The organism is Mesorhizobium sp. M7A.F.Ca.CA.001.04.2.1 (genome assembly GCF_003998485.1).
Taxonomy (GTDB): Bacteria; Pseudomonadota; Alphaproteobacteria; order Rhizobiales; family Rhizobiaceae; genus Mesorhizobium; species Mesorhizobium ciceri.
In genome coordinates, this window is sequence record NZ_RZQT01000041.1 from 11,686 (window position 1) to 35,572 (window position 23,887).

General features: G+C 63.6%; 18 protein-coding genes. 3 read left to right on the plus strand and 15 right to left on the minus strand.

What is annotated here, in order from left to right:
• Window positions 1-27: 27 nt before the first annotated feature.
• From EN955_RS15430 to EN955_RS15500, 13 genes are all read right to left on the minus strand, one after another.
• On the minus strand, window positions 28-1,224 hold the full coding sequence (locus EN955_RS15430) for a hypothetical protein (RefSeq protein WP_024501728.1): 1,197 nt from the start codon (window positions 1,222-1,224) through the stop codon (window positions 28-30).
• Between the two features lie 193 nt (window positions 1,225-1,417).
• Complete coding sequence (locus tag EN955_RS15440) at window positions 1,418-2,188, minus strand: exodeoxyribonuclease III (RefSeq protein ID WP_024501729.1); 771 nt, start codon at window positions 2,186-2,188, stop codon at window positions 1,418-1,420.
• A gap of 4 nt (window positions 2,189-2,192) precedes the next feature.
• Window positions 2,193-2,837, minus strand: coding sequence for an alpha/beta fold hydrolase (locus tag EN955_RS15445; RefSeq protein WP_024501730.1), 645 nt, complete (start codon window positions 2,835-2,837; stop codon window positions 2,193-2,195).
• 209 nt (window positions 2,838-3,046) lie between these two features.
• Window positions 3,047-4,162 (minus strand): tetratricopeptide repeat protein, encoded by a 1,116-nt coding sequence (locus tag EN955_RS15455; protein ID WP_024501731.1) that lies wholly within the window; start codon window positions 4,160-4,162, stop codon window positions 3,047-3,049.
• Window positions 4,159-5,064 carry a Ku protein gene (locus tag EN955_RS15460; protein ID WP_024501732.1) on the minus strand — a complete coding sequence of 302 codons (906 nt, stop codon included), beginning with the start codon at window positions 5,062-5,064 and terminating at the stop codon, window positions 4,159-4,161. Before EN955_RS15460 ends, EN955_RS15455 begins: the two co-directional genes overlap by 4 nt.
• 270 nt (window positions 5,065-5,334) lie before the next feature.
• Window positions 5,335-7,827, minus strand: coding sequence for a DNA ligase D (ligD, locus tag EN955_RS15465; protein ID WP_024501733.1), 2,493 nt, complete (start codon window positions 7,825-7,827; stop codon window positions 5,335-5,337).
• A gap of 45 nt (window positions 7,828-7,872) precedes the next feature.
• Window positions 7,873-8,097: a hypothetical protein gene (locus EN955_RS15470; RefSeq protein ID WP_024501734.1), complete on the minus strand. Its 225-nt coding sequence runs from the start codon at window positions 8,095-8,097 to the stop codon at window positions 7,873-7,875.
• 240 nt (window positions 8,098-8,337) lie between these two features.
• Window positions 8,338-9,516: a glycosyltransferase family 9 protein gene (locus EN955_RS15475; protein ID WP_245265289.1), complete on the minus strand. Its 1,179-nt coding sequence runs from the start codon at window positions 9,514-9,516 to the stop codon at window positions 8,338-8,340.
• Between the two features lie 194 nt (window positions 9,517-9,710).
• Window positions 9,711-10,826 carry a glycosyltransferase family 9 protein gene (locus EN955_RS15480; protein ID WP_024501736.1) on the minus strand — a complete coding sequence of 372 codons (1,116 nt, stop codon included), beginning with the start codon at window positions 10,824-10,826 and terminating at the stop codon, window positions 9,711-9,713.
• Window positions 10,827-10,991: 165 nt separating this feature from the next.
• Window positions 10,992-12,215, minus strand: a complete 1,224-nt coding sequence (locus EN955_RS15485) for a GNAT family N-acetyltransferase (protein ID WP_024501737.1) — start codon at window positions 12,213-12,215, stop codon at window positions 10,992-10,994.
• A 12-nt stretch (window positions 12,216-12,227) separates the two neighbouring features.
• Window positions 12,228-13,457, minus strand: a complete 1,230-nt coding sequence (locus tag EN955_RS15490) for a GNAT family N-acetyltransferase (RefSeq protein WP_013530610.1) — start codon at window positions 13,455-13,457, stop codon at window positions 12,228-12,230.
• A gap of 8 nt (window positions 13,458-13,465) precedes the next feature.
• Window positions 13,466-14,773 carry a hypothetical protein gene (locus EN955_RS15495; RefSeq protein WP_024501738.1) on the minus strand — a complete coding sequence of 436 codons (1,308 nt, stop codon included), beginning with the start codon at window positions 14,771-14,773 and terminating at the stop codon, window positions 13,466-13,468.
• Window positions 14,770-15,939, minus strand: a complete 1,170-nt coding sequence (locus tag EN955_RS15500) for a glycosyltransferase family 4 protein (RefSeq protein WP_024501739.1) — start codon at window positions 15,937-15,939, stop codon at window positions 14,770-14,772. The genes EN955_RS15495 and EN955_RS15500 overlap by 4 nt, the downstream gene beginning before the upstream one ends.
• Before the next feature lie 336 nt (window positions 15,940-16,275).
• On the opposite strand from EN955_RS15500, the gene EN955_RS15505 reads away from it, so the two are divergent.
• The gene (locus EN955_RS15505) at window positions 16,276-17,445 is read left to right on the plus strand and encodes a DUF1972 domain-containing protein (protein WP_024501740.1); all 1,170 of its coding nucleotides are present in this window, start codon (window positions 16,276-16,278) and stop codon (window positions 17,443-17,445) included.
• Entirely contained in the window at window positions 17,442-18,704 is a 1,263-nt protein-coding gene (locus EN955_RS15510) for a cellulase family glycosylhydrolase (protein WP_024501741.1), read from the plus strand. Before EN955_RS15505 ends, EN955_RS15510 begins: the two co-directional genes overlap by 4 nt.
• Here the strand turns inward: EN955_RS15510 and EN955_RS15515 are convergent.
• Together EN955_RS15515 and EN955_RS15520 are read right to left on the minus strand one after the other, a co-directional pair.
• On the minus strand, window positions 18,667-20,013 hold the full coding sequence (locus EN955_RS15515) for a VpsF family polysaccharide biosynthesis protein (RefSeq protein ID WP_013530605.1): 1,347 nt from the start codon (window positions 20,011-20,013) through the stop codon (window positions 18,667-18,669). The two genes, EN955_RS15510 and EN955_RS15515, sit on opposite strands and share 38 nt — an antisense overlap.
• 1 nt (window position 20,014) lies before the next feature.
• On the minus strand, window positions 20,015-22,117 hold the full coding sequence (locus EN955_RS15520) for an exopolysaccharide transport family protein (RefSeq protein ID WP_024501742.1): 2,103 nt from the start codon (window positions 22,115-22,117) through the stop codon (window positions 20,015-20,017).
• A gap of 249 nt (window positions 22,118-22,366) precedes the next feature.
• On the opposite strand from EN955_RS15520, the gene EN955_RS15525 reads away from it, so the two are divergent.
• Window positions 22,367-23,863 (plus strand): hypothetical protein, encoded by a 1,497-nt coding sequence (locus EN955_RS15525; protein WP_024501743.1) that lies wholly within the window; start codon window positions 22,367-22,369, stop codon window positions 23,861-23,863.
• Window positions 23,864-23,887: the final 24 nt, after the last annotated feature.

Here is a 23,887-nt window from a genome sequence, read left to right on the forward strand (position 1 = left end):
TTCGCTCCGCTTTGGCATGCCCAAATCTCAGCGCGTCAGGACCAAATCGTCCACGACCATTTGCCAATAGTGCTTCGTCGACAGGCGAACACGCGTTACAGCTTTGAGCATCGGGGCATAGTGCAACGGCGTCAGCGCCGACAGCGTGATCTGATCGCTTGCAATCAGCTGCTCGCCAAGCCAGCTTTCGATCAGCGCTACCTCCCCTTCCGACGCCAGCCAGGCGGCGCTCAGCATGACCGAGTGAAAGCCGAACGGCCGTTCGCAGCTGAATTCGGCAGGCAGCCCGCTGCTGGTGTAGAGCACATGGTCACCGGAGACGTTGCCATTGACATAGCCCTGGCTGTCCTTGGTGTAGTCGCGCGCCATCGCATTCAGGTTGCGCCACGCCAATCCGGCATGACCGGCCGGAATTTTCCTGAAGGTGCGCGACGTCACATCGTCGAAACCGATCGTTTCGAGAGCGGCATCGGTGGCAATGCCGGCGCGTTGCGCGGACAGCAGGCCGAGATCCGCCGAGTAAGGCGACAGCGTCAGCCGCCGCTCCAAGCCTTCGCCACTGATGCTGACCGTGTCGGCTTCTTCAGCCAGGTCGAAGCTGAAGACGGCACCCGGCGCCAGTGTCCGCGTCTCCAGGACGTGCCCGTCCCCCGACACGGAGACGGTCGCGGGTCCATCGCCGGCAACGCGCCCGCTGACGCGGCGCCGCGGCGCCAGACCGACCGGCAGCAGCATCTCCTGTGATACCATCCCGGCCGGCGAACCCGGCAGCGGCAGGAAGTGTCGGGACTGAATGTCGTTTTCGCTTTTCGCCTGCCAGCCGGGCGGCACCGAAACCACAAAGCGCCAGTTGCCCGGCTTGCGGATCACGGCCTTTCTGCTTTTCACCGACATGGGGAAATTGGCAAAGCCGGCATTGTTGGTGCGCGCGGACGCGGCGAGCTTGCCGGCTTCGTCATACAGCCGCACCATGATCCCGGCCATCGGCCGGTCTCCGGCGCCGTATTTGCCGTCGCGATCGACATCGAAATAGACGAAGGACGAGTAATTGAGCATGCCTCCGCGGCCGCTCCAGTCGGTGCGGACGGCATAGTCGGCAGCCGGATTGGTCTGCCGCCGTCCCTTGCGGCGGCTGCGCTTCCGCCACAGCCGCCAGGACACGACAGCTGCCGCAAGCACCACAAGGGCGGCGAACAGCATCTCGACAGCGCCCAAGTCAGGCATGGAGCCTCGTTTCACAGATCTCGTGGAGGATTGCGTTCATGGGCGATCCGGCTGCGTCGGAATACTTTGCCGACAGGTTATTGCATGTCGGCCAAAAGCGAACCCGGGTTTGGGACAGCGACATGCATCAAGACAAAAGACTTAAAGCGCGTTGCATGGATCCGTTCAAGCGCGACGCATGAAAGCAGTCGCCTTACTTCAATTCCACCCACACCGGCGCATGGTCGCTGGCACCGTCCTCGCCGCGCACGTCGCGGTCGATGCCGGCGGCGGTCAGGCGGCGTGCCAGTTTCTTCGACAGCAGGATGTGATCGAGCCGGAGGCCCGCATCGCGCGGCCAGCGGTTGCGGCGATAGTCCCAGAATGTGTAAAGCGTTTCCTTCGGATGCTTCTTGCGCAGGGCATCAAGCCAACCCTGGTCGAGCAGGCGCCGGAACGACGCCCGGCTTTCCGGCTGCACCAGCGCGTTGTCGTCATAGGAGCGGGTGGCGTAGATATCGCGCGGCTCGGGCACGATGTTGTAGTCGCCGGCCAGCACCACCGGCAGGCCGGTGTCGAGCAACTGTTCGGCATGCGCCTCCAGCCGCGCGTGCCAGGCGAGCTTGTAGGCGAATTTCGGGCCGGGCTGGGGATTGCCGTTCGGCGCATAGAGGCAAGCGACGACAATGCCATTCACCGCCGCCTCGATGTAGCGGCTCTGCCTGTCGGCTTCGTCGCCGGGCAAGGCATCGCGGGTCAACACGGGCTCGGCACTCCGCGCCAGGATGGCAACGCCGTTCCAGGTCGGCTCGCCCTTCCACACCGCGCCATAGCCGGCCGCCGCCAATGCCGAGCGCGGAAACTGCATGTCGCGTGCCTTCAACTCCTGCAGGCACACGACATCGGGCTTTGCCACAGCCAGCCATGTCAGCAGGTTTTCAAGCCGGCTGTTGATGTTGTTGACGTTGAAGGAGGCGATCTTCATCGCTTCAGGAAGCGATCCGACCCGACCACGCCTTGACCGTCCCGGCCAGCGTCTTCAGATGATCGGCGGTCGAAAACCCCGAAACACTCTTGCGAGGCTTGAGATCGTGGTCGCCGTCCTCCAGCCAGATCACCTCGATGCGATCGGAAAGGTCATAAGTCGCAACCTCGTCCCTGGTGCCGAACTCGTCGCGGGTGCCCTGGAAGATCAGCGTCGGCGTCTTCAGATCGGCGAGGTGTTTGGTCCGCAATTGATCGGGCTTGGCCGGCGGATGGAAGGGATAGCCGAGGCACAGCAGGCCTGAAATCTCGCCCTTGGCAAACATCTCGTCGGCGACCATCGAGGCGACGCGCCCGCCCATCGACTTGCCGCCGATGACGAGCGGGCCGGTCACGCCCTTCGCCCTGAGGTCGGCTATCGCCTTGATATATTCCGGGTTGACCGTCTCGGCCCGCGGCGGCGGCTTGCGGTGGCCATAGCGGCGGGCAGCCATATAGTGGAACTCGAAGCGCGCGACCTGGAAGCCGGCTTCGGCCAGCGCCTTGGCGGTGGCGGTCATCGAGGGAGAATCCATCGACGCGCCGGCGCCATGGGCGAGCAGGATGGTGACCGGGGCACTGTCGGGACCGTCGAAGAGAAAGGTGGTCATGGAGCGGTCTCGCTGGAGAGGTCGAGTTCCGTCACACTCCCCTCTGTCCTGCCGGACATCTCCCCCGCAAGCGGGGAGATTGCGCGCTCAACCGCTTTCGCCAATCTCCCACTTTGCAAGCAGGAACGGGACGCCCAAGCTGCCGATCTCCCCCCTTGCGGGGGAGATGGCCGGCAGGCCAGAGGGGGGTGTTCAAGCGCCAGCATCCCTCACCCCGCCGTACGCGCCAACTGCAGATCCACGAACTGCACGCCCTTGGCCGCCACCCGCGACCACTCGGACTCCGCATCGAGTTCGAGATAGCGCACCCACAGCCGCCGCGCCTCCGGCAGATCGCCGGCGTCGAATTCGAGCCGGGCGAGGTTGAACACCGGATCGGCATAGTTTTTGTCGAGCGCGATCGCTTTCTGCAGGTGCCTCCGCGCCGAGGCCTCGCGGCCCTGCTCGCTCATCAGCCCAGCGAGGTTGAACCAGGCCTCGACGAAGGCCGGATCGAGTTTTATCGCATTGATATAATCGTGCGCGGCGTCCGCCGCGTGGCCGCCGGCGCGCAGGCAGTTGGCGCGGTTGAAGGCGGCAATCGCATCGCTCGGATCGATGGCGAGACAGCGCTGGTAGAGTGCGGCTGCCCCATCATGGTCGCCACCCTCCTCCGCCGCTTCGGCCTCGGCAAACAACTCTTCCAGTGTGTCGTCGCCTGCCGAACCGGCGCTGCCCAAATCGAACAGAAGCTGTCCGTCGAGTTCGCTCTGGCCGCCTTCGAGATAGATCGCATCGGCGCGCCCATGCTGCGAGCCGACATTGAGCGACTTGGCGGTCAGCGACGCCACCGGGCCGGAGCGGTGGACGGAGCGCGCGATCGCCCCCCATGTCGCGCCGCCGGCGACGAGCCCGGCATATTTGCGCGCCAGGATCAGGTCGCGGAAGGAATAGGGTTCTGCGTCATGCTCGAACGCATCGAACAGTGACAACAAATCGAGCTCGACGCCGGATAGCCGCGACTGATCGATCAGCGATTGCCGCGACAGCGAAGACGCTTCCGGTGTCTTCATCAGTCCGAGAAGGCGCAGGAACCCGTTCTCGCTGAGGAGCTTGTGCCCGGCCGCGCGCTCGGCGGCGACACGGCGCTCGATCTCGGCATCGCCGTTCCTGGAGAGCCCGGCCTTAGCGAGCAGCGTGCGGCCGCACACGACATGCGTGGTGCGCCTGGTGACGCCGCGCCGCAGCTGGCCGTGCTGGCGTTCGACTTCACGCGCGGCCAGTCTGAGCGGAAACGCCGCCAGCGCGCCGATGGTGCCGAAAACAGCGCCGGCCGGCGCCGTCATTTCTTGCTCTTGCCGACCGCCTTCAGCAGATTGGCCTTCAGCGGATTTTCAGCAGCACCACCCGCTGCCGCTTTCTTCGCGGCTGGCTTGGCAACCTCGTCGGCCTTGCTCTTCGACTTGGCTGGCGGCTTCGATTGCGACAGGCTCGCCTTCAGCGCATCCATCAGGTTGATAACATTGCCGCGCTCCGGTGCCGCCGCAATGATCGGCTTGTGGCCTTTCAGCTTCTCGCGGATCATCGTCATGAGTGCCGCCTCGTAGCGGTCCTCATAATTCTTCGGATCGAAGGTGGTTTCCTTCTGCTTGATCAGCGCTTCGGCGAGCTGCAGCATTTCGGGGTCGGGCTTGCCAGCTGGAATATTGCCAAAATATTCAGCCGTCCCGCGCACTTCGTTCGGGTTCCTCAAGGTGCACACGAACATGCCGTTCTCGCGCGCGCCGATCGTCACCACGCGCTCGCGGCTCGACAGCACAAGGCGGGCGATGGCGAGCTTGCCGGATTTGCGCATCGCTTCGCGCAGCACGGCGAAGGTTTCCTCCGCCATCGCGCCGTCGGGCGCCATGTAGTAGGGCGCGTCCTGGTAGATGACGTCGACCTCGTCCTCGTCGACGAAAGCCTCGATGTTCATCGTATGGTTGGATTCAATGCGCACCGCGTCGAGGTCTGCATCATCGATGATGATGTACTGCTTGTCCTCGTATTCGTAACCCTTGACCAGATCAGCACGCTCGACGAGCCCTAGTTCGGGGTCGACCGGCTTCATGTTGATGCGGTTATGGGTCTTCTTGTGCAACTGATTGAACGAGATGCGCTCGCTGGCGCTGGTGGCGGGATACAACCGCACCGGACAGCTCACGAGGCTGAGTTTGAGGTAACCTTTCCAACTTGCCCTGGGCGCCATGAAACACTCCTACGCGGTCATGCACTGACAAAGACCTGCAGCGCTTTCGTCCGAGGACGATTGAGGCTGAGCAAATCCTACACCGACCGCACACAATACCGGCAAATCCCTGACGAAATCTTCCGCCATGCATTTGAGGTCGTGGACAGAGAATAATTCAAATTGTTGGAAGCGTCGATGGACTGGAATTTGAAACGCTGGCAGGACAGAGGGGGGCGCCACGGATCGCGGCGGTCCTTGTTCTGCAACTACTTACTTCGTCTTCTGCAACTACTTCGTCGCCCCCGAGACCACCGGCAGATCCCGCGCAAACTTATCAATCTCCGCCCACGGATCGCCCGACGTCGCCAACAGCCCCGGCAGCGACGAATAATTCAGATCCTGCGGCGCATCGATGGATTCGAGGTCGCTCCAGCTGACCGGCGTCGAGGCCGGCAGATTGGTGCGGGCGCGCAAGGAGTAAGGTGCTGCGGAGGTGTGGCCGCGCGCATTGCGGTGGTAGTCGATGAAGATGCGCTTCTTGCGGTTGTCCTTGCCCATGGTGGTGGTGAAAGTATCAGGCGCCGTTGTCGCCAGATGCGTGGCGATCGCGCTGGTTGCCTGGTGCAGTTTCTTCCAGTTCTGCTTGCCTGTCACAGGCACCGTGATGTGGATGCCGCTGCCGCCGGAGGTCTTGGCGAACGGCACCAGCCCCAGGCGCTCCAATTCGTCCTTGATGTGCACCGCGGCCTCGACCACCTCGCGCCAGTCGATCCCCTCGCCCGGATCGAGGTCGAGGACGATCTGGTCGGGTCTGTCGAGGCTGGCGCGGTGGGTGCCCCAGGTGTGGAACTCGACGACGCCGAACTGCGCCAGCGCCAGATACCCTTTCGCGCCTTCGACCGAGAGATAGGATTTGGTTTCGCCCTCGGAATTTGTCGCCTCGAATGTCACCACCGAGGGCGGCATGCCGGTGAAGGCGTGGCGCTGGAAGAAGCAATCCTTCGGCAGGCCGGTCGGGCAGCGCACCAGCGACACCGGCCGGCCGAGAATGTGCGGCAGCATGAAATCGCCGACCAGCGCGTAATAGACCGCGATGTCGAGCTTGGTCGGGCCGGTCTTGCCGAACAGCCGGCGCGTCGGGTTGGTCACCCAGATGGTGGCAAGGTCGGCCTCGGCGATCAGCCGCTTGCGTTTGGACGAGACCGGCGTCGACAGGCCGACATCCCTCAAACCGCGGAAGACGCCGTGGCGCAGTGCGTTGTCCGATGTGCGGTTGGCGTAATGGATGCGCGCCGACAGCAGCGGCCGCACCCAGTTCATCTCGCGCATGATTTCGCGCGGGGCGCCCTCGGGCGCGGTGGCGCCTTCCCGCAACGGCTCCAGCCTGGCGAGCAACTCACCGGCGGTGGCGGCATCGAAACCGGTGCCGACCTTGCCGCGATAATGCAATTCACCATCCGCGAACTCTGCCATGCCGAGCGCCGCCAACCCTTCGGCCGCATTGGAGATGGTGAAGCCGGCGATGACGAAGTCGTCTGACAGCAACGCCTTGGTCTTGGTCCAGCTTTTGCTTCGGCCGCTCTGATAGATGGCCGTGGCGCGCTTGGAGACGACACCCTCCAGCCCAAGTTCCGACGCCTGGTCGTAGAGCCCCTGCCCCGAACCCTCGACATGGTCGGAGAACTGGATGGCGGAATTGGCGCCGAGGCCCGACAGCATCTGCGCCAGCAGCGCCTTGCGCCGGACCAGCGGCGCCTTGGTCAGGTCCCAGCCGTCGAGATGGAGAAGATCGAAGGCGTAGAAATGGAGCTTGCTGCCGGCGCCCTCGGCCAGCGCATCCTGCAGCAGCGCGAAGCGGCTGATGCCCTTGGCATCGAGCACGACGATCTCGCCATCGATGATGGCGTCGCAGCACGGCAGCTTGGCGAACGCATGCGGCAGGTCGCCATAGCGCTTCGTCCAGTCGATGCCGCCACGGGTGATCAGCTTGACCGCGCCGTCAGTGAGATGCGCCATGGTGCGGTAGCCATCGAATTTGATCTCGTGCAGCCAGACTTGTTTGGTGTCTTCGCCATCGGGCGGCTTTGGCACCTGCGTCGCCAGTTGCGGCTCGATACGGGCAAGCATGGGAGCCTTGAATGCGCCCGGCAGCGTGCCGGGCTTCAGCGATCCCTGTCTGGGCGCGGGTTTGGCGGCTGGCTTCGCCGGCGCCGCCAGTTCCTCGATGCGCAATCCGGATTTGACGCTTTCCGGCCGGGCCGTGAGGATGTCAAGCGCGGTGTCGGCGGCGAGGTCGCGCTCCTTGAAGAGCAGCCAGTTCTTCTTATTTTCGTCTTCGCCGGGTTTCGGCTTCAGCCGGGTCAGCATCCAGCCGCCATTGAGCTTGTCGCCGGCCAGCCGGAACTTGAAGGCGCCGGTGCGCAAGCTCTTTTCGACATCGTCCATCGGCGCCCAGCTGCCGGTGTCCCAGACGATCATCGGCCCGCCGCCATACTCGCCCTCGGGAATGACGCCCTCGAAGTCGATATATTCGAGCGGATGATCCTCGGTCTCGACCGCCAGCCTTTTGTCGGCCGGATTGAGCGAAGGGCCGCGCGGCACCGCCCAGCTCTTCAAGACATCGCCGACCTGCAGTCGCAGATCATAATGGTCTGCGGTGGCGTGGTGCTTGTGCACGACGAAGCGGTTGCCGTCGATGCTGACGAGCCCGCCAGCCGGTTCCGGCGTCTTGGCGAATTCGCGTTTGGCGCGATAGGCTTTGAGCTTTGGTGGAGTGGTCATCGCAAAGATCGAAGCACGGCGGCCAGGAACAAGCCAGTCACGCTCTCAATCGTCAGCGGCCGGCGTCAACTCGAGCTCCGCCGGCGACAGCCCTTGCTGCAACTGGCTCAGCCGGAATTCGTCGACCCAATAGGCCTCGCCGTCGACCAGAACCCGGGCCTGGTAGGTGCCTGCCGAAAAACGCTGCGCGGTGATGTAGACCTTGTGACGATCGAGCGCCTTGCGCACCGCGGAGCGCTTGGAATTCTGACCTGTGACGGGACTGAACATGACACTGCCCTCGGTCGCCCTGACACGCAACGCGGCCGCTGTCGGCAGCCTGACGACTGGGGTCAAGGATGGCGGAGACGCGCCGTCCTGTCAATTTCGCGGACAGCGCAGGATGCGGCCCGGTCAATTTACCAATCTTTTGAACATGCTTGGGCCTTGGCCTGAATCAAGACGTGAAGCACACGAAGATGAACTGTGCACGACCGCGCCGCCAAACTATCGTCCGTCGCTGCCGCTCTGCTAAGCGGCTGATATGCCGGAATGGGCAGATTTTTGAACTTCCGTGCCGATGAGATCGAGTGTCGCCGCCGCGACGTCGGCAACCTGGAGCCGTTGGACGCAATAGACCCTACCGGCGTTGTTTTCCTTACACACACCTGGAGCAATGCATGGGCAGGGCATGGGCGGCTGGAGCGTCCGGTTGGGAACACCGAACGGGCCCCATTGCTCTGGCGACGTCAGACCGTACAGCCCCACCGCTGGAGTTCGGACAGAGGCCGCAATGTGCATCGGGCCGCTCTCATTGCCAAGAAAAATCGACGCTTCGGCCAACAATGCGGTCAAGACCTCAAGCGAGGCTTTTCCGACGGCACTTGCGACCGGCGACGCTGCCGCTTCAAGGATCCTTTGCGCGGCAAGCCCTTCATCCGGCCCACCAACGAGGAGGGATCGCAGCCCGGTTTTGGCGTATACCTCGTCGATGACCGCAGCAAAATGTTGCGGCGGCCAGCAACGGCCTTCAAACCTCGCGCCGGCATGCACGGCCACATATGACTTCTTCGCCAAAGCGTTTTCCGCAAGAATCCTGGCACACTCTTCCTGGGCAGCCCTGGTCGGCTGCAGCCGAGGCGTCGGGTCCTGACAATCCAACCCAAGCGCGTGGAGCGGAGACAGGTTCCTGTAGAGATAATGGGCCCCGCCCTGTCCGAAGGTCGCGGCGAGAACGTTTGCAAGCTGGATTTCCCAGAACTTCATCGGATGCTCGGGAGGGTCGAAGCCGACGCGAAGTGGAGCGCCGATCAAACGATGCATCATCCGCGAGGTTTTTGAATCGGTAAGGTCGATGCTAAGATCGAATTTTCGCCGCAGATCAGAGATGACGCCACGATAGTCGCTCAAACGCTTGCGCAGAGTCCTTCCTCTGCCGCGAGATTCAAAGCCAACGGCAACATCGGCGATCCCTTGCGCGACGATGAACTGCTTGAGACCCGGCGCACAAAGCATGGTTACCGATGCTTGTGGATAAGAGAGACGCAGATTGCGAACCAAAGCAGATGTCAGAACGACATCTCCAATGTACTTCGTTTGAATAATGAGGATGGAACGAATCCCATCTCCTAAACTTGCATTCATCGAGACGATCTGCCGAAAACGCCAACTTGAGAAAATCTGCCGAGGACACTCATTTCTGAACGTCAAGCGGCGCTTTCAATATAGAGCCAACCAACCCTGTCAACAAGCTTGCCGGCCTTGGTGCCTCTTTGCATCGGTCGTCGACAGGACCGACAGACGCTCGTCCTCAATCCTTCAATCGCCGCAAGCGGCGCGTCAGACCTGACCAGCCTTGAGCGGCCCCGGATGGAGCACACGTGCAGCTTCGTTCGGTCGCCAGCCTACGAAGCGGCCGGCATGCCCGAATGAGCGGATTTTCGAACCTCCCCGATGAGATCGAGTGTCGCTTCTGCGACTTCAGCAACCTGAAGCCGCTGAACACAATGGACTGCACCTGGGTTGTATTCTTTACAAACACCTGGAGCTATACATGGACAAGGCATGGACGGCCGGAGCGTTTTGTTGGGGACAACAAACGGACCCCATAGATCAGGAGACTGCATACCGAACAATCCCACCACCGGAGTTCCAACAGACGCTGCAACGTGCATCGGGCCGCTGTCATTGCCAAGGAAGATTGCCGCTTCTGCCAACAACGCGACAAGGACTTCAAGCGAGGCCTTTCCGACCACAGTGGCCACCGGCGACGTTGCCGTTTCAACTATGCTTTGCGTAACGGGCCTTTCATCAGGCCCACCAACGAGCAAAGACCGCAGTCCGGTTTTTGCGTAGATCTCGTCGATGACGGCGGCAAAATATTGCGGCGGCCAACGACGCCCCTCGGACCTCGCGCCCGCATGCACGGCCACATATGATTTCTTCGCCAAGGCGTTCTCCGCAAGAAGCCTGGCACACTCCTCTTGGGCAAGCTTGGTGGGCTGCAGCCGAGGCGTTGGATCCTGATACTCCAACCCGAGGGCGTGGAGTGGAGACAGGTATCTGTAGAGATAATGGGACCCACCATGGCCGAAGGGCGCCGCGAGAACGTTTGCCATCTGGATTTCCCAGAACTTAAACGGACGCTCGGGAGGATCGAACCCCACGCGAAGTGGGGCGCCGGTCAAACGGTGTAGGATCCGTGAGGTTTTTGAATCGGTAAGGTCGATGCTAAGATCGAATTTTCGACGCCGCAGAGCAGAAATGACGGCATAATAGTCGGTCAATCGCTTGAGCGCAGTCCTTCCTCTGCCACTGGTTTCAAAGCCAACAGCAACATCGGCAATCCCTTGCGCGACAATGAACTGCTTGAGACCAGGCGCGCAAAGCATTGTTACCGATGCTTGCGGATAAGCAAGACGCATATTGTGCACCAAGGCAGATGTCAGAGTGACATCTCCAGTGAACTTCGTTTGAATAATGAGGATGGAACGAATCCCATCTCCTGAACTTGCATTCATCGAAATGATCTACCCAAAACGCCAAATTCAAAAAATCCGCCGGGAACACTCATTTCTGAACGTCAAGCGGCGCTTTCAAATATAGAGCTAACCAACCCTGTCAACAACCTTGCCGTGCCTTGGTGCCTCTTTGCATCGGTCGTTGGCACCGGCAGACGCTCGTCCTCAATTCTTCAATCGCCGCAAGCGGCGCGTCAGGCCCTGGACGGCCTTGAGCAGCCGGGGGCGCGACCGCGTCATGCCTTCGACCCGGCTGCGCAGCAGAATGGCTGCGTTCGCAGCCCTGCCCCGCACCGTCACCGGTTCGCAGATCTCGGCCAGAACCGAACTCGCGGCACCAATATGTTGCTTGTAGCCCTGGCCGCCGACCGACAGGTCGAAATAGTCGAAGCCCCGCTCGCATCCCCACATCATCAGCTTGCCCATCGTCGTCAGGCCGGGTGAGACATTGGCGACCGCGTTCTGGTCGATGCCCAGCAGGAGGGCGTGAAGTGTGCCTTTTCTGACCAGCACATAGATGGAGGCGAGCCAGGCTTCACCGACGCGTAGACCGAAGAGCCGCACCGATCCATTGGACAGGCCTTGCAGCGCCGCGGCGCGGTAGAAATCGACGACCGGGACCTGCGTCAGGAGGTCGAAACGCCCAAGCTCACGAAAACGCTTCAGCCGCAATTCCAGCAGCACATCCAGGAGCTCCTCGGTCAGATCAGGCGTGTCGGCCTCGACCAGAGCGAGGCCACCAAGCTGTTCGAAGCCGCGGCAATGCTTGCGGAAGGCCTTGGCAAAGGACGGCTTGCAGATCCGCTTGATGAGCGTCTCCGGGTCGCCGTGCAGGACGAGGCCGGAGGTGACCTGGATGGAATCGCGCGCCACCGAAAGCAGTGCCAGCGGATTGACGAGGCCGTGGATCTGCTGCGGGATCCCCGCGATATGGATGCGATCCGCCGGTGGCAGAACGGCACGGACCGCCGCCCACATGGCGTCGGCACTCTGCCTGGTCCACGCTCTCCCATCCGCCAGCAGCGGCACCGAGTAGTCGCACACGCGGCAGCTCAGCCATTCGATGACGTGGTGGCCGAGGGCCCGGCGCCGCATCAGCGGCAGCAGCATGGCCGGCGCGCCGGTCACGGCGTCACTCACCTCGATGACGACCAGGTCCGCGTCCTTGGGCATCAGCCGTGCGGCGATTCCTTCGACCCAGGCATAGTGCTGATGGGCAGTGCAGACGCCGTGCGCCTCAAGCAGCAGCCATAGCAGCCTTACGGTATCGAAACTGGTGTGCAGCCGAGCCGTGAAGTGCGCGGTTGCATCAGCGTTGGCGACAGTCGGGGAAAACCGCCCACCGGGCAAATCCCTTATCGGAGTCGTTCGCGCCGCGTAGCTTGCCACATGCTTCTCCCGTCATTCCGATCCCCCACGCAGGCGCCGCAAGTCCCGCATCAGTCCCTGGAGCCTCTTCAGCAGCCGAGGTTTGGAGCGCACGAACACCTCGGTCCGGTTGCGGACCTCGATGGCTGCGCTCACGGCGCTGCCTCGCACCGTAATCCCGTGGCAAAGCTCGCGCAGGCCCGAACCCACGGCACCCATATGTTCCTTATAACTCTGGTTGCCGACCGACAGGTCGAAATAATCGAAACCGCGGCCGCGCGCCCAGCTCATCAACTTGCCCATGATCAGAAGTCCCGGCGAGACATTGGGCACCGCGCCCTGATCGATTGAGATCAGCAGAGCATGAACGGTGACTTGATGGATCAGCAGGTATTGTACGGCGATCAGAGCTTCACCAACACGCAACCCGAAGAGCCGCACCGATCCATCCGACAGGCCCTCGAGAGCGGCGTTTCGATAGAAGTCGACAGCCGTCGCCTGCGTCAGCAGGTCGAAGCGGCCCAGTTCGCGAAAGCGGCTGAGCCGCATCCGGACCAGGCCGCCGAAGATGACCTCCACCAGGGCCGGCGTGTTGGCTTCGACCAGTTCCACGTCGCCAAGCCGTTCGAGGCGGCGCCAGTCCTTGTTGAAGGCCTTGACGAAGGATGGCCGGCATAGGCGCTTGAGCACGGTTTCCGGGTCGCCGTCGATGGCGAGGCCGAAGCTGGTATGCAGGGAATCGCGCGTGGCTGCGAGCAAGGCCAGAGGGTTGGCGACGCCGCTGATCGATTGCGGAATTCCCGTGATCTGGATGCGGTCCGCCGGCGGCAGCACGGAACGCACCGCAGCCCACGCGGCCTGCGCCGATTGCATCGTCCACGGGCTGGCATCTGCCAGCAGCGGTGCCGAATAGTCGCAAACGCCACAGCTCAGCCATTCGATCACCCGATGGCGGAAGGCCGGCCGCCGTATCAGCGGCACCAGCATTCGCGGCGCGCCCGTCACGGCATCGTTTACCTCCACGATGAGCAGTTCCGCACCTTCCGGCATTAGCCGCGCGACGATCCCCTCGGCCCAGGCATAATTCTGGTGGGCGGTGCACACACCGTCCGCCTGGAGGCGCAGCCAGAGCGGCCTCACCGCTTCCAAGCTGGTGTGGAGCCGCGCCGTGTAGGCATCGATGGCGACGACGGTGGCCGGATGGGAGGACTGGCCATCGGGCGAGCCGGTCACCGCAGCAATTTGCACCGCCTGGACTGCCATGTTTTTTCCTATCGCTTTGCCGTAGCGAACGGCAGCGTCCGCCGCCACGCGCCCAACCGGCTGTCGCGCGCCTCATCGGGATGCTCGATATTCCACATGCGGTGATGCGCGAAATACCACGATGCCACGAGCACGAACATCTCCGAGACGGCGGAACCCAACAACGCCCACGGCGGAGACGCGATTGCCAGCAGGGCCGCGATCAGCGCCAGCCCGACGACCGCGCCGCCCGTGGTGATGAACGCGACGATCCGAAAATCGCCGAGTATCTCAAGCACGATGCGGGGCATGATATAGAGCATGATCGGGACAAAATTCGCGATCACGAAAAGCCCGATGAACCAGGTCGAAGCGTCCTGGAGAGCCTGGGATTTTATCATCGGCAGGACGAACATGATCGCACATCCATAAGCAAGGCCGCCGAGCCCCATGACGAGCGCCCAGATCTTGGCCTGCGTCCAGACACGGCCTGTTTCATTGTTCCGCATCAGCCTGGCGAGATCCGGCTGCGTCATGTTGACGAATGCAAGGCTGATGATGCGCAGCGGAGCAAACAGCACCAGAACCGCCGCCAGCGGTGCGTAGGCGGCTGGCCCGGCAATGCCGGCGACCAGCAGCGCCAGACATTGACCCTGGATGTTGGTGGTGGTCGCGCTGAATGCCGACCAGCGCAGTTGGGGCCAGAGCCTGACATAGCGTCGGCGCGTCGGCATGCGGAAGCTGATGCGAAGCGAGCGCCGAGCCAGGCGGACCAGGACGAAAATGCCGAACACATTTGCGGCTGCAAGTGCATAGAATACGGTCTGCAGCGGGTCTTGGACCAACCAGATCGACAGCCCGGTCAGGACACAGCCGGCGACTGTAAAAGCGCCATCGCTGATGGAGACGACAACCTGCTGGCGCCGTGCGAAGAAAGCCGTGCGCATATGGCTGCGCAACGACCAGGCACCGACGAAGCAGCCGGCGGCAATTCCGCTTGGATCTCCAAGGACATGCATCAGAACAGCCGTGCCGACGGCCATCAGCAACGCCACGATCAGCGCCGCCGTTCCGAACGCCACGTCATAGGTATCGACGCCGGCGCTGTTGGTGCTCTTGCTCATCCAGATGCTGGCGGGAACAGCGGTGAGCGACCTGATATAGGACAGGCCGACCCCGCCCATCACCATGCCGATGGCGAAGAGGCCGTAGCCCTGCGCCGACAGCATGTGCAACAGCATGATGTTGAGGGCGAAATGAAAGCCGCTCTGCATCGCCTCGCCGCCGATCATCAGCACGAGGCGTCGAACCAGATGGCTCGGAAACGCTAACTTCACGGCCGTGTCTCCGCTGCGCGGGCAGCGGGCGCCCTGCCCGGCCGCGCGATGGTCGTCTTCAGCTTTTCGGCGGCGATGGCGGTGATCGCCGCGGCCGCGACCGGCTCGCTGAAGATCGCCTCATAGCGCGCGCGCCCGGCAGCGACAAACCCGCGCCAGGCCTCAGGGGCGAGGATGATCTCCTGCAATTTCGCGCCAAGAGCTACTGCGTCGCCGGGCGGAACATGCCAGCCGGTCTCCCCGTCGCTGACCACTTCCACCAGCCCGCCGATCGCCGACACAAGCGGCGGCCGGCCATAAGCCATCGCCTCGATGGCGACGCGGCCCAGCGATTCCGGACGCCGCGACGGCACGGTGACGATGTCGGCCCAGCGATAATGCTCCGAGGGATCGGGAATGAAAGGCAGGACTCCGACGCGCCCGGCAAGCCCCATGGTTTCGACCAGTTCGGCAAGCGCACGCTCGCGCTCGGTGCTTTCGAAGGCGCCGCCGACCAGCCTGACCTCGACCCTCGCCTGGAGTTCTGCCGGCATCGAGGCGATCGCCTCCAGCAGGACCTCCTGCCCCTTGATCCGGTTGATGCGGCCGAGCAGCAGCACCCGCAATGGGCGCTTGCCGTCATACGTCATTGGTTCGACCGCCGCCGGCCCGGCAACGCCGTTGTAGACGACATATGCGCGCGCCGCCTTGGGATCGCCAAACGCGGCGCGTGTCGCGCGCGAATTGAAGATCAGATCCGCATGGCTCCAGCGCATCAGGCCAACAAGTACCCTGCGCATGGCGCCTTCGGGGATTTCGTGGATGTGCAGGACGGCCTTGTAAGGCAGCAAGCGCGCGGCCAGCGCATAGTCGGCAACGATCGAGGTGTTGACATAGACGAGGTCGCAGGCCTTGAGGCGCCGCCACGCCCTGAACACGGCAACCGGCAATCGCGCCATCTCGACTGTCGCAAGGCGCGCAATGGCCTGGCGCCTCAGCACCCAGAGCGGTTCGAAGACGATCCGGCTGGCATGCGCTTCCAGGATCTGGACGATCGGCCCGCTGCGCGGCAAGACCACCTCGATGTCGGCCGACGGAAACACGGCGCGCAGCGCAGCCACGCTCTCCGCGAAGCTGCGGTCAGAACCATAGAGTTCATAACCCTGATGAACGCAGGCAATCCGCATCTTTGTTTCCCGCCGGGTGCTGCAACCATCGCGCTGGGCGATTGTGGCAGAACCCCGTCCGCAAGAATCATGCCTGGTTCGATATGTCCGACTATCGGTTCGATATGTCCGACTGCCGGCCGTACGCCCCTGGCATTGCTTCGTTTCGATACAGCTACGCACAGAAGGGTTGACCGAGAATGAAACAACCACCGGGTTCAACACCGTTTTTTTACAACCCCGCGCCATGATCCCCTCCCAGGATACCGAAATCGGAAGATGGCACGAAAGTTGCGGTCTGCTCATTATAAATTAAGCAATATCTAATATATGAGATGTGTGAAAGTGCCGCCGGCCATGAAACCAGAAAAGCCCGCCATTCTAATCCTGGGGACCCGCGGCATACCCGCGGCCCATGGCGGCTTTGAAACCTTTGCCGAAAAACTGGCGCTGTTTCTTGTCGGGCGCGGCTGGAAGGTCGGCGTCTATTGCCAGGATGAGGTCGAGCGGATCGACCAGCGGGTGCGCAGCGAAACCTGGCGCGGCATCGAGCTCATTCACATCCAGGTCGCCTCCAAGGGACCGCGCGCGACCCTGGAATTCGACTGGCAATGCGCCTGCGATGCTGCCAGGCGACAGGGCGTTTGCCTGGTGCTCGGCTATAATGGCGCGGTCTTCCTGACCTGGCTCAGGCTGAAGCGGCGCAAGATCTTCACCAACATGGACGGCATCGAGTGGCGTCGCCCCAAATGGGGGATGGCGGCGCGAACCTGGTTCTGGCTCAACGAATGGATCGGCGCTTGGGCCTCGCATCGGCTGGTCGCCGATCATCCCGCCATCGCCGATCACCTGGCGACGCGCCGGCCGCGCAGCGCCATCGCCACCATCGCCTATGGCGCCGATCCGGTGGCATCAGCGCCCGAGGCGCCGGTCCGGGCGCTCGGCCTCGAGCCCGGGCGTTATCTCATCTCGATCGCGCGCATCGAACCCGACAACAACATCCTGCCGATTGTCGAAGCCTTTTGCTCCACCAAGCGCGACATGAAGCTGGTGGTGCTGGGAACGCTGTCCGACGACATCCCCTACCATGCCGCCATCCGCAAGGCGGCGAACGGCTCGGTGGTCCTGCCGGGCGCCATTTACGACCAGGCAACGGTGAAGGCCCTGCGCTTCCACGCCCGCGCCTATCTGCACGGCCACACGGTGGGCGGCACCAACCCGTCGCTGGTCGAGGCGCTGGCGGCCGGCAACATGGTGATCGCGCATGACAATCCCTACAACAGGTGGACCGCAGGGGCTGCGGCGATCTACTTCACCGACAAGAACAATTGCGCCGAGCGGATGCAGCAGGCGCTGGACGATGATGCCCTGGTCAAGGCCTGCGGCGTTGCCGCGAGGGCGCGGGCCCGCGAAGCCTTTCGCTGGGACGATGTCCTGCTCGCCTATGAAAACGAGGCCTATCATCTGCTCGGCATGACCGCCGCCAAGACCACTGCGATGGATCACGCATCGCCAGGAACCGTATGATAGGCTGGTCGCGCCGGCGGGTGCTGCGGACCGCGCTGTCCACTGCAGCGGCTCTCGGCTCGCTCCCGGTCGCACCAATCGCTCGCGCCGCCGCCGAGACGCGGTTTCGGCGCGGCGTCAACGCCTGGCCCTGGTTCTCGCTGACGCGTGAATTTCCCGCACCCCGCACCGACTACGGCTGGCCGCCCTTCCAGTCGCAACGGCCGGTGCCGACCCCAGACGACCTGCGTCGGTTGCGCGAGACCGGGCTCGATTTCATCCGCTTGCCCGTCGATCCCGGCCCTTTCCTGGCCGCCGACGCCAAGACGCGCAGTCAGTTGCTGGACATGCTGGACGCCGCCGTCACCGCCACCCTCGACGCCGATCTTGGCATCATCGTCAACATCCAGGCCAACGCTGCCACCCATTACTGGAACCCCGACCGCATGGTCTCCAGCACCGCCGCACCCGCTTTCGATCTCTATCGCGGGCTGGTCGGCGAGCTTGCCGGCAGGCTGGCGCGGTTCCAGCCCGGCAGGGTGGCGCTCGAGCCGGTCAACGAACCGGCGCAGGCCTGCGCGTCGAACGTCTGGTTGCAAATCCAGCTCGCGCTTCTGACTGCGGCAAGGGCATCGGCAGCGACCCTGCCGTTGGTCGTCACCGGAGGCTGCGGCTCGATGGTGAGCGGACTGACCGCGCTCGATCCGGGCCCGCTGTCGCCCTTCGAGCCGATCCTGTTCACCTTCCACTTCTATGAGCCCTATCTGTTCAGCCATCAGGGCGCGCCCTGGGTGCGCGAGCCGGTCTATCGGTCGCTCAACAATGTGCCGTGGCCGGCATCCGCCGGCTCGCTGCAACAGACGCTGGCATCGGTCAGGGCGCGCATGGCGCAGGACACCGAAACCCCTGAAGACGCCAAGCAAGCAGCCTATGCCGAGACCGAGCGTGTGCTGAAAGTCTATTTCGACGCCCAGCCCGACCGCTGGTTTGTCGACAAATATCTTCGCCAGGTCCGCGATTGGGCCGACGGTCATGGCCTGGCGTCGGAACGCATCATCATGGGTGAGTTCGGCGCGCTGCGCACCGACGCCCGCTATGTCGCCGCGCCCAACCCGGATCGCGGGCGCTACATCGCCGATGTGAGGCGGAGCGCCGAGGAACTCGGCTTCGCCTGGGCACTGTGGGATCTCTTCGATGGCATGGGCATGATGGACGACACCACCCGGGCGCTGGATCCCGATATCATCGCGGCGCTTGGCCTGACCATGCCGGCGGACTGACCGGCCTGAACGCTGCCCGCGCCGGCCGATAGAGCACCAATGCCAGCACCACGAACTTGGTCAGCAGCGTCGTCTTCGACGCGACGCTTTCCGAAGTGTTGATCAGGATGACCCAGCCCAGCATCGGCAGCCAGATGCCGGGATGGCAGCGGCGCGCCACCTCGAACAGGAACAGCACGAAGCCGAACGTCAGCAAAAGCGTGAAGAAGGCGCCCTGATAAAGGACCGTGCGGATGATCGGGTTCTCGATGCCCTGTTCGAGACCGTTGATGCGGCGCAGGCTGTCGATCAGGTCGACATCCGGCCCCACGATCAGATCGCGCAATTCCAGGTGCTTGAAGAGCTCGAACATCTCGACGCGGGCATTGGCGCTGCCGCTGTCCGACACGAAGCGCTCCAGCAGCGCGTCGAAAAAGCCCAGATATGCCGCCACGATGATGACGACCGGCAGCAGGGCGGCGAGCATGAAGCCGAGCGCCGCACCCAGGAGATTGACGCGGCCCTGGCGCAATTTGGTGATGCCCTGAAAAAGCAGGTAGCAGCCGCCGAGCACCACCGTCGTCACCATCGCCGTGCGGCCGCCGAAGGCGACGAGTGCCGCGCATTGCAAGCCGATCAACCCTATCCGCACAGGCATCGACAGGGATCTGGCACCGGAGAGCAGCGCAAGCACATAGATCGACGTCACCATGGCATTGGCAAGCGGATGCCCCTGCAGCGCGCTCGAGCGCAGATCGGTGGTAAACGCCACGCCGTCGAGGCGATAGGGGAAGATAAGCGTTTTGGTGGCGAACTCGAAAAGGGCAAGCAAGGCATTCGCTGTCATGACCACGTGGACGACGGTCTGCAGCCCGGCGAAGGTCCGTTCGTCGTCCTCGCTGAGCATCAGCACGAGAAGTGCCGCAGCCACGAACGTATCGATCATGCCGGCCATACCGGGCCGCTGCCTGGCGATGACGACGACCAGAAGCACGATCGATATGGCGGCCATCAGCGCGCTGGCCGGCCGCCTGTCGGCGAGATGGACGATATGGCCGACCGGATTGCCTGATGCGCAGGAGCGCCAGGCAAGCAGCAGGACGATGAGATAGGTGGACGGGTGGATCTTGGTCGCCGGGTTGCCGAACAGGCCATCATAATTGTAGCCGACCAGCCACAGCATGCCCCCCGAGATGCTGAACAGCACCGCTACCGCCGCGATCAATCCGAAGCGCGTCAGCGCATCGACCGAGGTGCCGGAGATGGGCGTGCCTGCGCGGGGTGCGGCAGCACCATGGTTCGAAGCGCTTGCGCTCCAACTGGCCGCCATATCAGGCGGCCTCGTCGACCAGCAAGGCGGCTGTCGGCAGGCGCCCCATCACGGAGACCGCCTGCGAAGTCGTCGTGACGTCGCGCATCGGGGTGGCGTTCAGCGTGGCGACGAGCACGATCTCGTCGGCCATGGCGACCAGCGGCGAGGCATTGAGATTGTCGGCCAGCGCGCCACCGTCGATGACGACGAGCTCGAAGCTCCGGCTGGCCCGCGCCAGCATCTGCTGCGCAAAATAGATGCCATGCGCTTCCTGGAAGACCGCCTTTGAGCGGCCCCTGCCCAGCACGGCAACGTTGCTGCCGGCGGCGTAATGGCTAACGGCCTCGAACGCGTACTCGCCGCGCAGAACATCGAGGATCCCCGGCTGCGGATCCTTCTGGCCGCCGCCGCCAGCATTGGCATCGATGAACAGCACACGGCTGCCCCTGGATGCCGCGGCATTGGCCAGCAGCCGCGCCACCCGGCTACGCTGCGCGCCCTCGCCCGGCGACGATGTCACCAAGATGGAAGGCACCAGCGGCCAGTCCGCCGGACGCTGGCCCGAACTGAACATGCGCCTCAGCGCAAGGCCGACGACGGCATCGGTCTTCTGGCTGGAGGCGGCGGCGCGCGCCCCGCCGAAAGGCCACCAGCGCCGGCCTGTGTCTGACTTTGCCGGCACCACGCCCAGCACCGGCGCGTCGATGGCCGACTGCATCTGGGCGCTGGAAAGCACCGTCGGCGAGGAATATTCGGCGATCAGCGCCAGACCGGTGCCGAGCCCAAGGCCGCCGAATATCGCGCCCAGCAACAGCAGCGGCAGAGGCGGCCAGCTCTTCTTCAAGGCGGGCATGGCGTTGGAGATGATGCGCGCATTGGTGCTGTCGACATTGATCTGCTCGCGCGTCTCCTGGGCGCGCTGGAGATAGTTCGAGTAGACGGAACGCAGCGCCTCGAGGTCGCGCTGCAATTCGCGCAGCCGCACCGAGGCCTGATCGGTGTCGAGCGACTTGCTCTTCATGCCGGCGACCTTGGCTTCCAGCGCCTGCTGGTTGGCCAGCGCCCGTTCGTAGTCGGTCTCGGTGGCGGTGGCGATGCGGCCAAGTTCGCGCGCGATCAGCTGGCGCGTGTCGCGCAGTTGCTGCTGGGCTGCGATCAGCGAGGGATGACGCGGCCCCAACTCCGTGCCGAGCTGCGAGACCTGGTCGACCAACGTCGCCTCTTGCGCCCGCAGGCTCGAGATCACCGCCGAGCGCATTGCTTCCGAAGTTGCGTCCGGCGTGCCGCTCTGCCGGCGCATCTGGTCGACCTGCGCCTTCAGCGCCGCGGTGCGGCTCTGCGCCGTCGCAAGCTGCGTGTTGATCTCGGTCAGTTCCTGGTCGCTGACCAGATTGCCTGCCGCCATCACCATGTTGTTGGCGGACTTGTAGGCTTCGACGGCGTTTTCGGCTTGCTGGACGCGCTTGCGCTGCTCGTCCAGCCGCGCGGTGATCGACTCGGAAGCGTCCTTGGCCATTTTCGCGCGCGCGCTCGCCTGGTCGACCAGGTAGGCCTGCGCGATGGCGTTGGCCAGGAGGGCGGCTTTGTCGGCGCTCTTGGCAGTGACGATGACGTCGAGGACCAGGACCTTGTCGGCCCGCTTCACCGCCAGGCGCCGGCGCAGTGCGTCGAGTGTCTGCACCGACCTGTCGCCTTCGGCTGATGCCGAACCGAGCAGGCGCGACAGCAAGCCCTGCCCATTGAATTCCGGATCCTGCGTCAGGTTTGTCGCCGCGATCGCCCGCATCAGCACGCCTGTCGACTGGACCACGCTGACCTGGCTCTCGACCTGCGTGATGCCGCCATCGGGTGAGATACGGCTGGGATTGACGTCGTTGGTGACCACCTGCAGGTCCTGCGGATCGATCAGGATTTCCGCCGCCGAGCTGTAGAGCGCCGGTGTGAAAAGGCCGTAGAGCAGGGCGACCAGCGTCAGCAGTGCGACGGTGCCGAAGATCCAGAACCGGCGGCGCACCAGGATGCGCTTCAGATCGCCCAGTTCGACAGTGGAGGCTGCATATGATCCCGCGCGTGCCGGATCCGGGGAGTGTTGCTGAGGAACCATGGGCAGGGATGATTGCATGGCTGCCTCCGACAATACTCCATATGCCGGCAAGATCAGTTTGCGGCGCTAACCTAGCTATTCCTCCAACTGTTAAAACATTGTTAATTATGTTGAGAGGTGACGTGAATTTTGGCACGCGGTTTGCTTAAAAATATACATATCGAGGTGTTGGCTACGCAGCGAGCGGAGACGAATGCAAATGGGGTTACAATTTGACCGGACCGGCCTGGCCGGCAAGGCCGGGCACCGCCTTTTCGGACCTCCAACATGCAGATAAGCCTCCGCCTGGACGGCGACTGCGTCCGCGCCTTTCACGTCACGCTGCTGGAGCGCCTCGCCGCGCTCGAAGACGTCGAACTGTCCGTCGATGTCAGGCCGGCGGGCGGTGGCATTCCGCGCAGCGCCGCGGCCCTGTTTCAACTCGAAACGGCGATCCACGGACTGTCCCATGATGGACTGGCCAAGCGTGTGCCGCTTTCGGCGCTCGCGCCCTACCGGCAGTCCCCCGCTTCGCCTGACCTGGTCATCGACCTCTGCGGCGATGTCAGGCTGGAAAGCACACGGATCTGGCGCGTCACCTATGACGGCGCCAGCGGCGAAGCGGCCTTGCTGGCCCTGATCCTCGCAGGTCGCACGCCGCTTGCCCGCATCGAGGAGAACGGCGTTGCGATCGCCGCCGGGCGTCTGGGCACCGAATATGGCGGCATCGCGCTGGCTTCCTTCCAGGATATGCTGGCGCGCACAGCAAGCCTGATCATAGCTGCCATGTCAGGCGCGGCAAGATCGGTGCCCGATCTGCCCGAGCCGGCGCAGCCAGGCAGCCCGCCGCCAATGCCTTCGGCCGGCAAGCTTGGGGTCAGAGCCGGCAAGGCGCTGGCGCGGCGGATCGTCCAGAAGATCTACCACCTTTGCTACAACGCGCCGCACTGGAAGGTCGGCTGGCGGCAAACCGGGGGCCGCGATCTTTTCGACCTGCGCGCGCATCCAGCATCGGGCTGGCAAGAGTTGCCGGACGACGGCAGCCGCTTCTACGCCGATCCGTTCCCCATCCTCTACCAGGGCCAGCTGACCCTGTTCGTCGAGGACTATATCCATCGGCTCGGCAAAGCCATCATCTCCGCCGTTCCCTTCGGCCCGGCAGGCCCGCTCGGAAGGCCTGAACCGGTGTTGGAGCTGCCCTACCATCTCTCCTACCCCTTCGTCTTCGAGCGCGACGGCGAGGTCTGGATGGTGCCGGAAAGCTGCGCCAACGGCACGGTCGATCTCTACCGGGCCACAGCTTTTCCCGGCGGATGGGTCAAGGAGGCGACGCTTCTGTCCGGTGTCGTCGCCAGCGACGCCACGCTTGTCGAGCATGGCAGCGCCTGGTGGCTGTTCGCCACCGTCCGCGACGGCGGCGGCGCCTTCTCCGACGCGCTGCATCTGTGGTCGGCGCCGGATTTTCGCGGCCCCTGGACGCCGCACCCCAAAAATCCCGTGCTGATCGACATCGCCTCGGCGCGGCCAGCCGGCCGCATGGTCAGGCGCGGCAATGACCTGCTGCGCCCGGTCCAGGACTGCCGCAGGAGCTATGGCGCGGCGCTTGGCATCGCACGCATTTCTCACCTTGATTTGATCGGCATGGAGCAGGTCGTTGAAACCATCTTAAATCCAGGTGCGCTATGGAGTGGGCGTAAACTTCACACGCTCAACGAGGCTGGCGGCTTTGAGTTCATCGATGGCTCGGCGATCGCACCGCGCTGGAAGCAGCGGGCCCGCGATTAACCTAAGCATTGGTTACTACCAAGC

Bases quoted from the DNA above. Each gene is read 5' to 3' on its own strand.
- EN955_RS15520 (WP_024501742.1), bottom strand. From the start codon at position 22,117: ATGCAATCATCCCTGCCCATGGTTCCTCAGCAACACTCCCCGGATCCG.
- EN955_RS15500 (WP_024501739.1), bottom strand. From the start codon at position 15,939: ATGCGGATTGCCTGCGTTCATCAGGGTTATGAACTCTATGGTTCTGAC.
- EN955_RS15445 (WP_024501730.1), bottom strand. From the start codon at position 2,837: ATGACCACCTTTCTCTTCGACGGTCCCGACAGTGCCCCGGTCACCATC.
- EN955_RS15440 (WP_024501729.1), bottom strand. From the start codon at position 2,188: ATGAAGATCGCCTCCTTCAACGTCAACAACATCAACAGCCGGCTTGAA.
- ligD (WP_024501733.1), bottom strand. From the start codon at position 7,827: ATGACCACTCCACCAAAGCTCAAAGCCTATCGCGCCAAACGCGAATTC.
- EN955_RS15470 (WP_024501734.1), bottom strand. From the start codon at position 8,097: ATGTTCAGTCCCGTCACAGGTCAGAATTCCAAGCGCTCCGCGGTGCGC.
- EN955_RS15490 (WP_013530610.1), bottom strand. From the start codon at position 13,457: ATGGCAGTCCAGGCGGTGCAAATTGCTGCGGTGACCGGCTCGCCCGAT.
- EN955_RS15480 (WP_024501736.1), bottom strand. From the start codon at position 10,826: ATGAATGCAAGTTCAGGAGATGGGATTCGTTCCATCCTCATTATTCAA.
- EN955_RS15525 (WP_024501743.1), top strand. From the start codon at position 22,367: ATGCAGATAAGCCTCCGCCTGGACGGCGACTGCGTCCGCGCCTTTCAC.
- EN955_RS15515 (WP_013530605.1), bottom strand. From the start codon at position 20,013: ATGGCGGCCAGTTGGAGCGCAAGCGCTTCGAACCATGGTGCTGCCGCA.
- EN955_RS15510 (WP_024501741.1), top strand. From the start codon at position 17,442: ATGATAGGCTGGTCGCGCCGGCGGGTGCTGCGGACCGCGCTGTCCACT.
- EN955_RS15505 (WP_024501740.1), top strand. From the start codon at position 16,276: ATGAAACCAGAAAAGCCCGCCATTCTAATCCTGGGGACCCGCGGCATA.
- EN955_RS15460 (WP_024501732.1), bottom strand. From the start codon at position 5,064: ATGGCGCCCAGGGCAAGTTGGAAAGGTTACCTCAAACTCAGCCTCGTG.
- EN955_RS15430 (WP_024501728.1), bottom strand. From the start codon at position 1,224: ATGCCTGACTTGGGCGCTGTCGAGATGCTGTTCGCCGCCCTTGTGGTG.
- EN955_RS15455 (WP_024501731.1), bottom strand. From the start codon at position 4,162: ATGACGGCGCCGGCCGGCGCTGTTTTCGGCACCATCGGCGCGCTGGCG.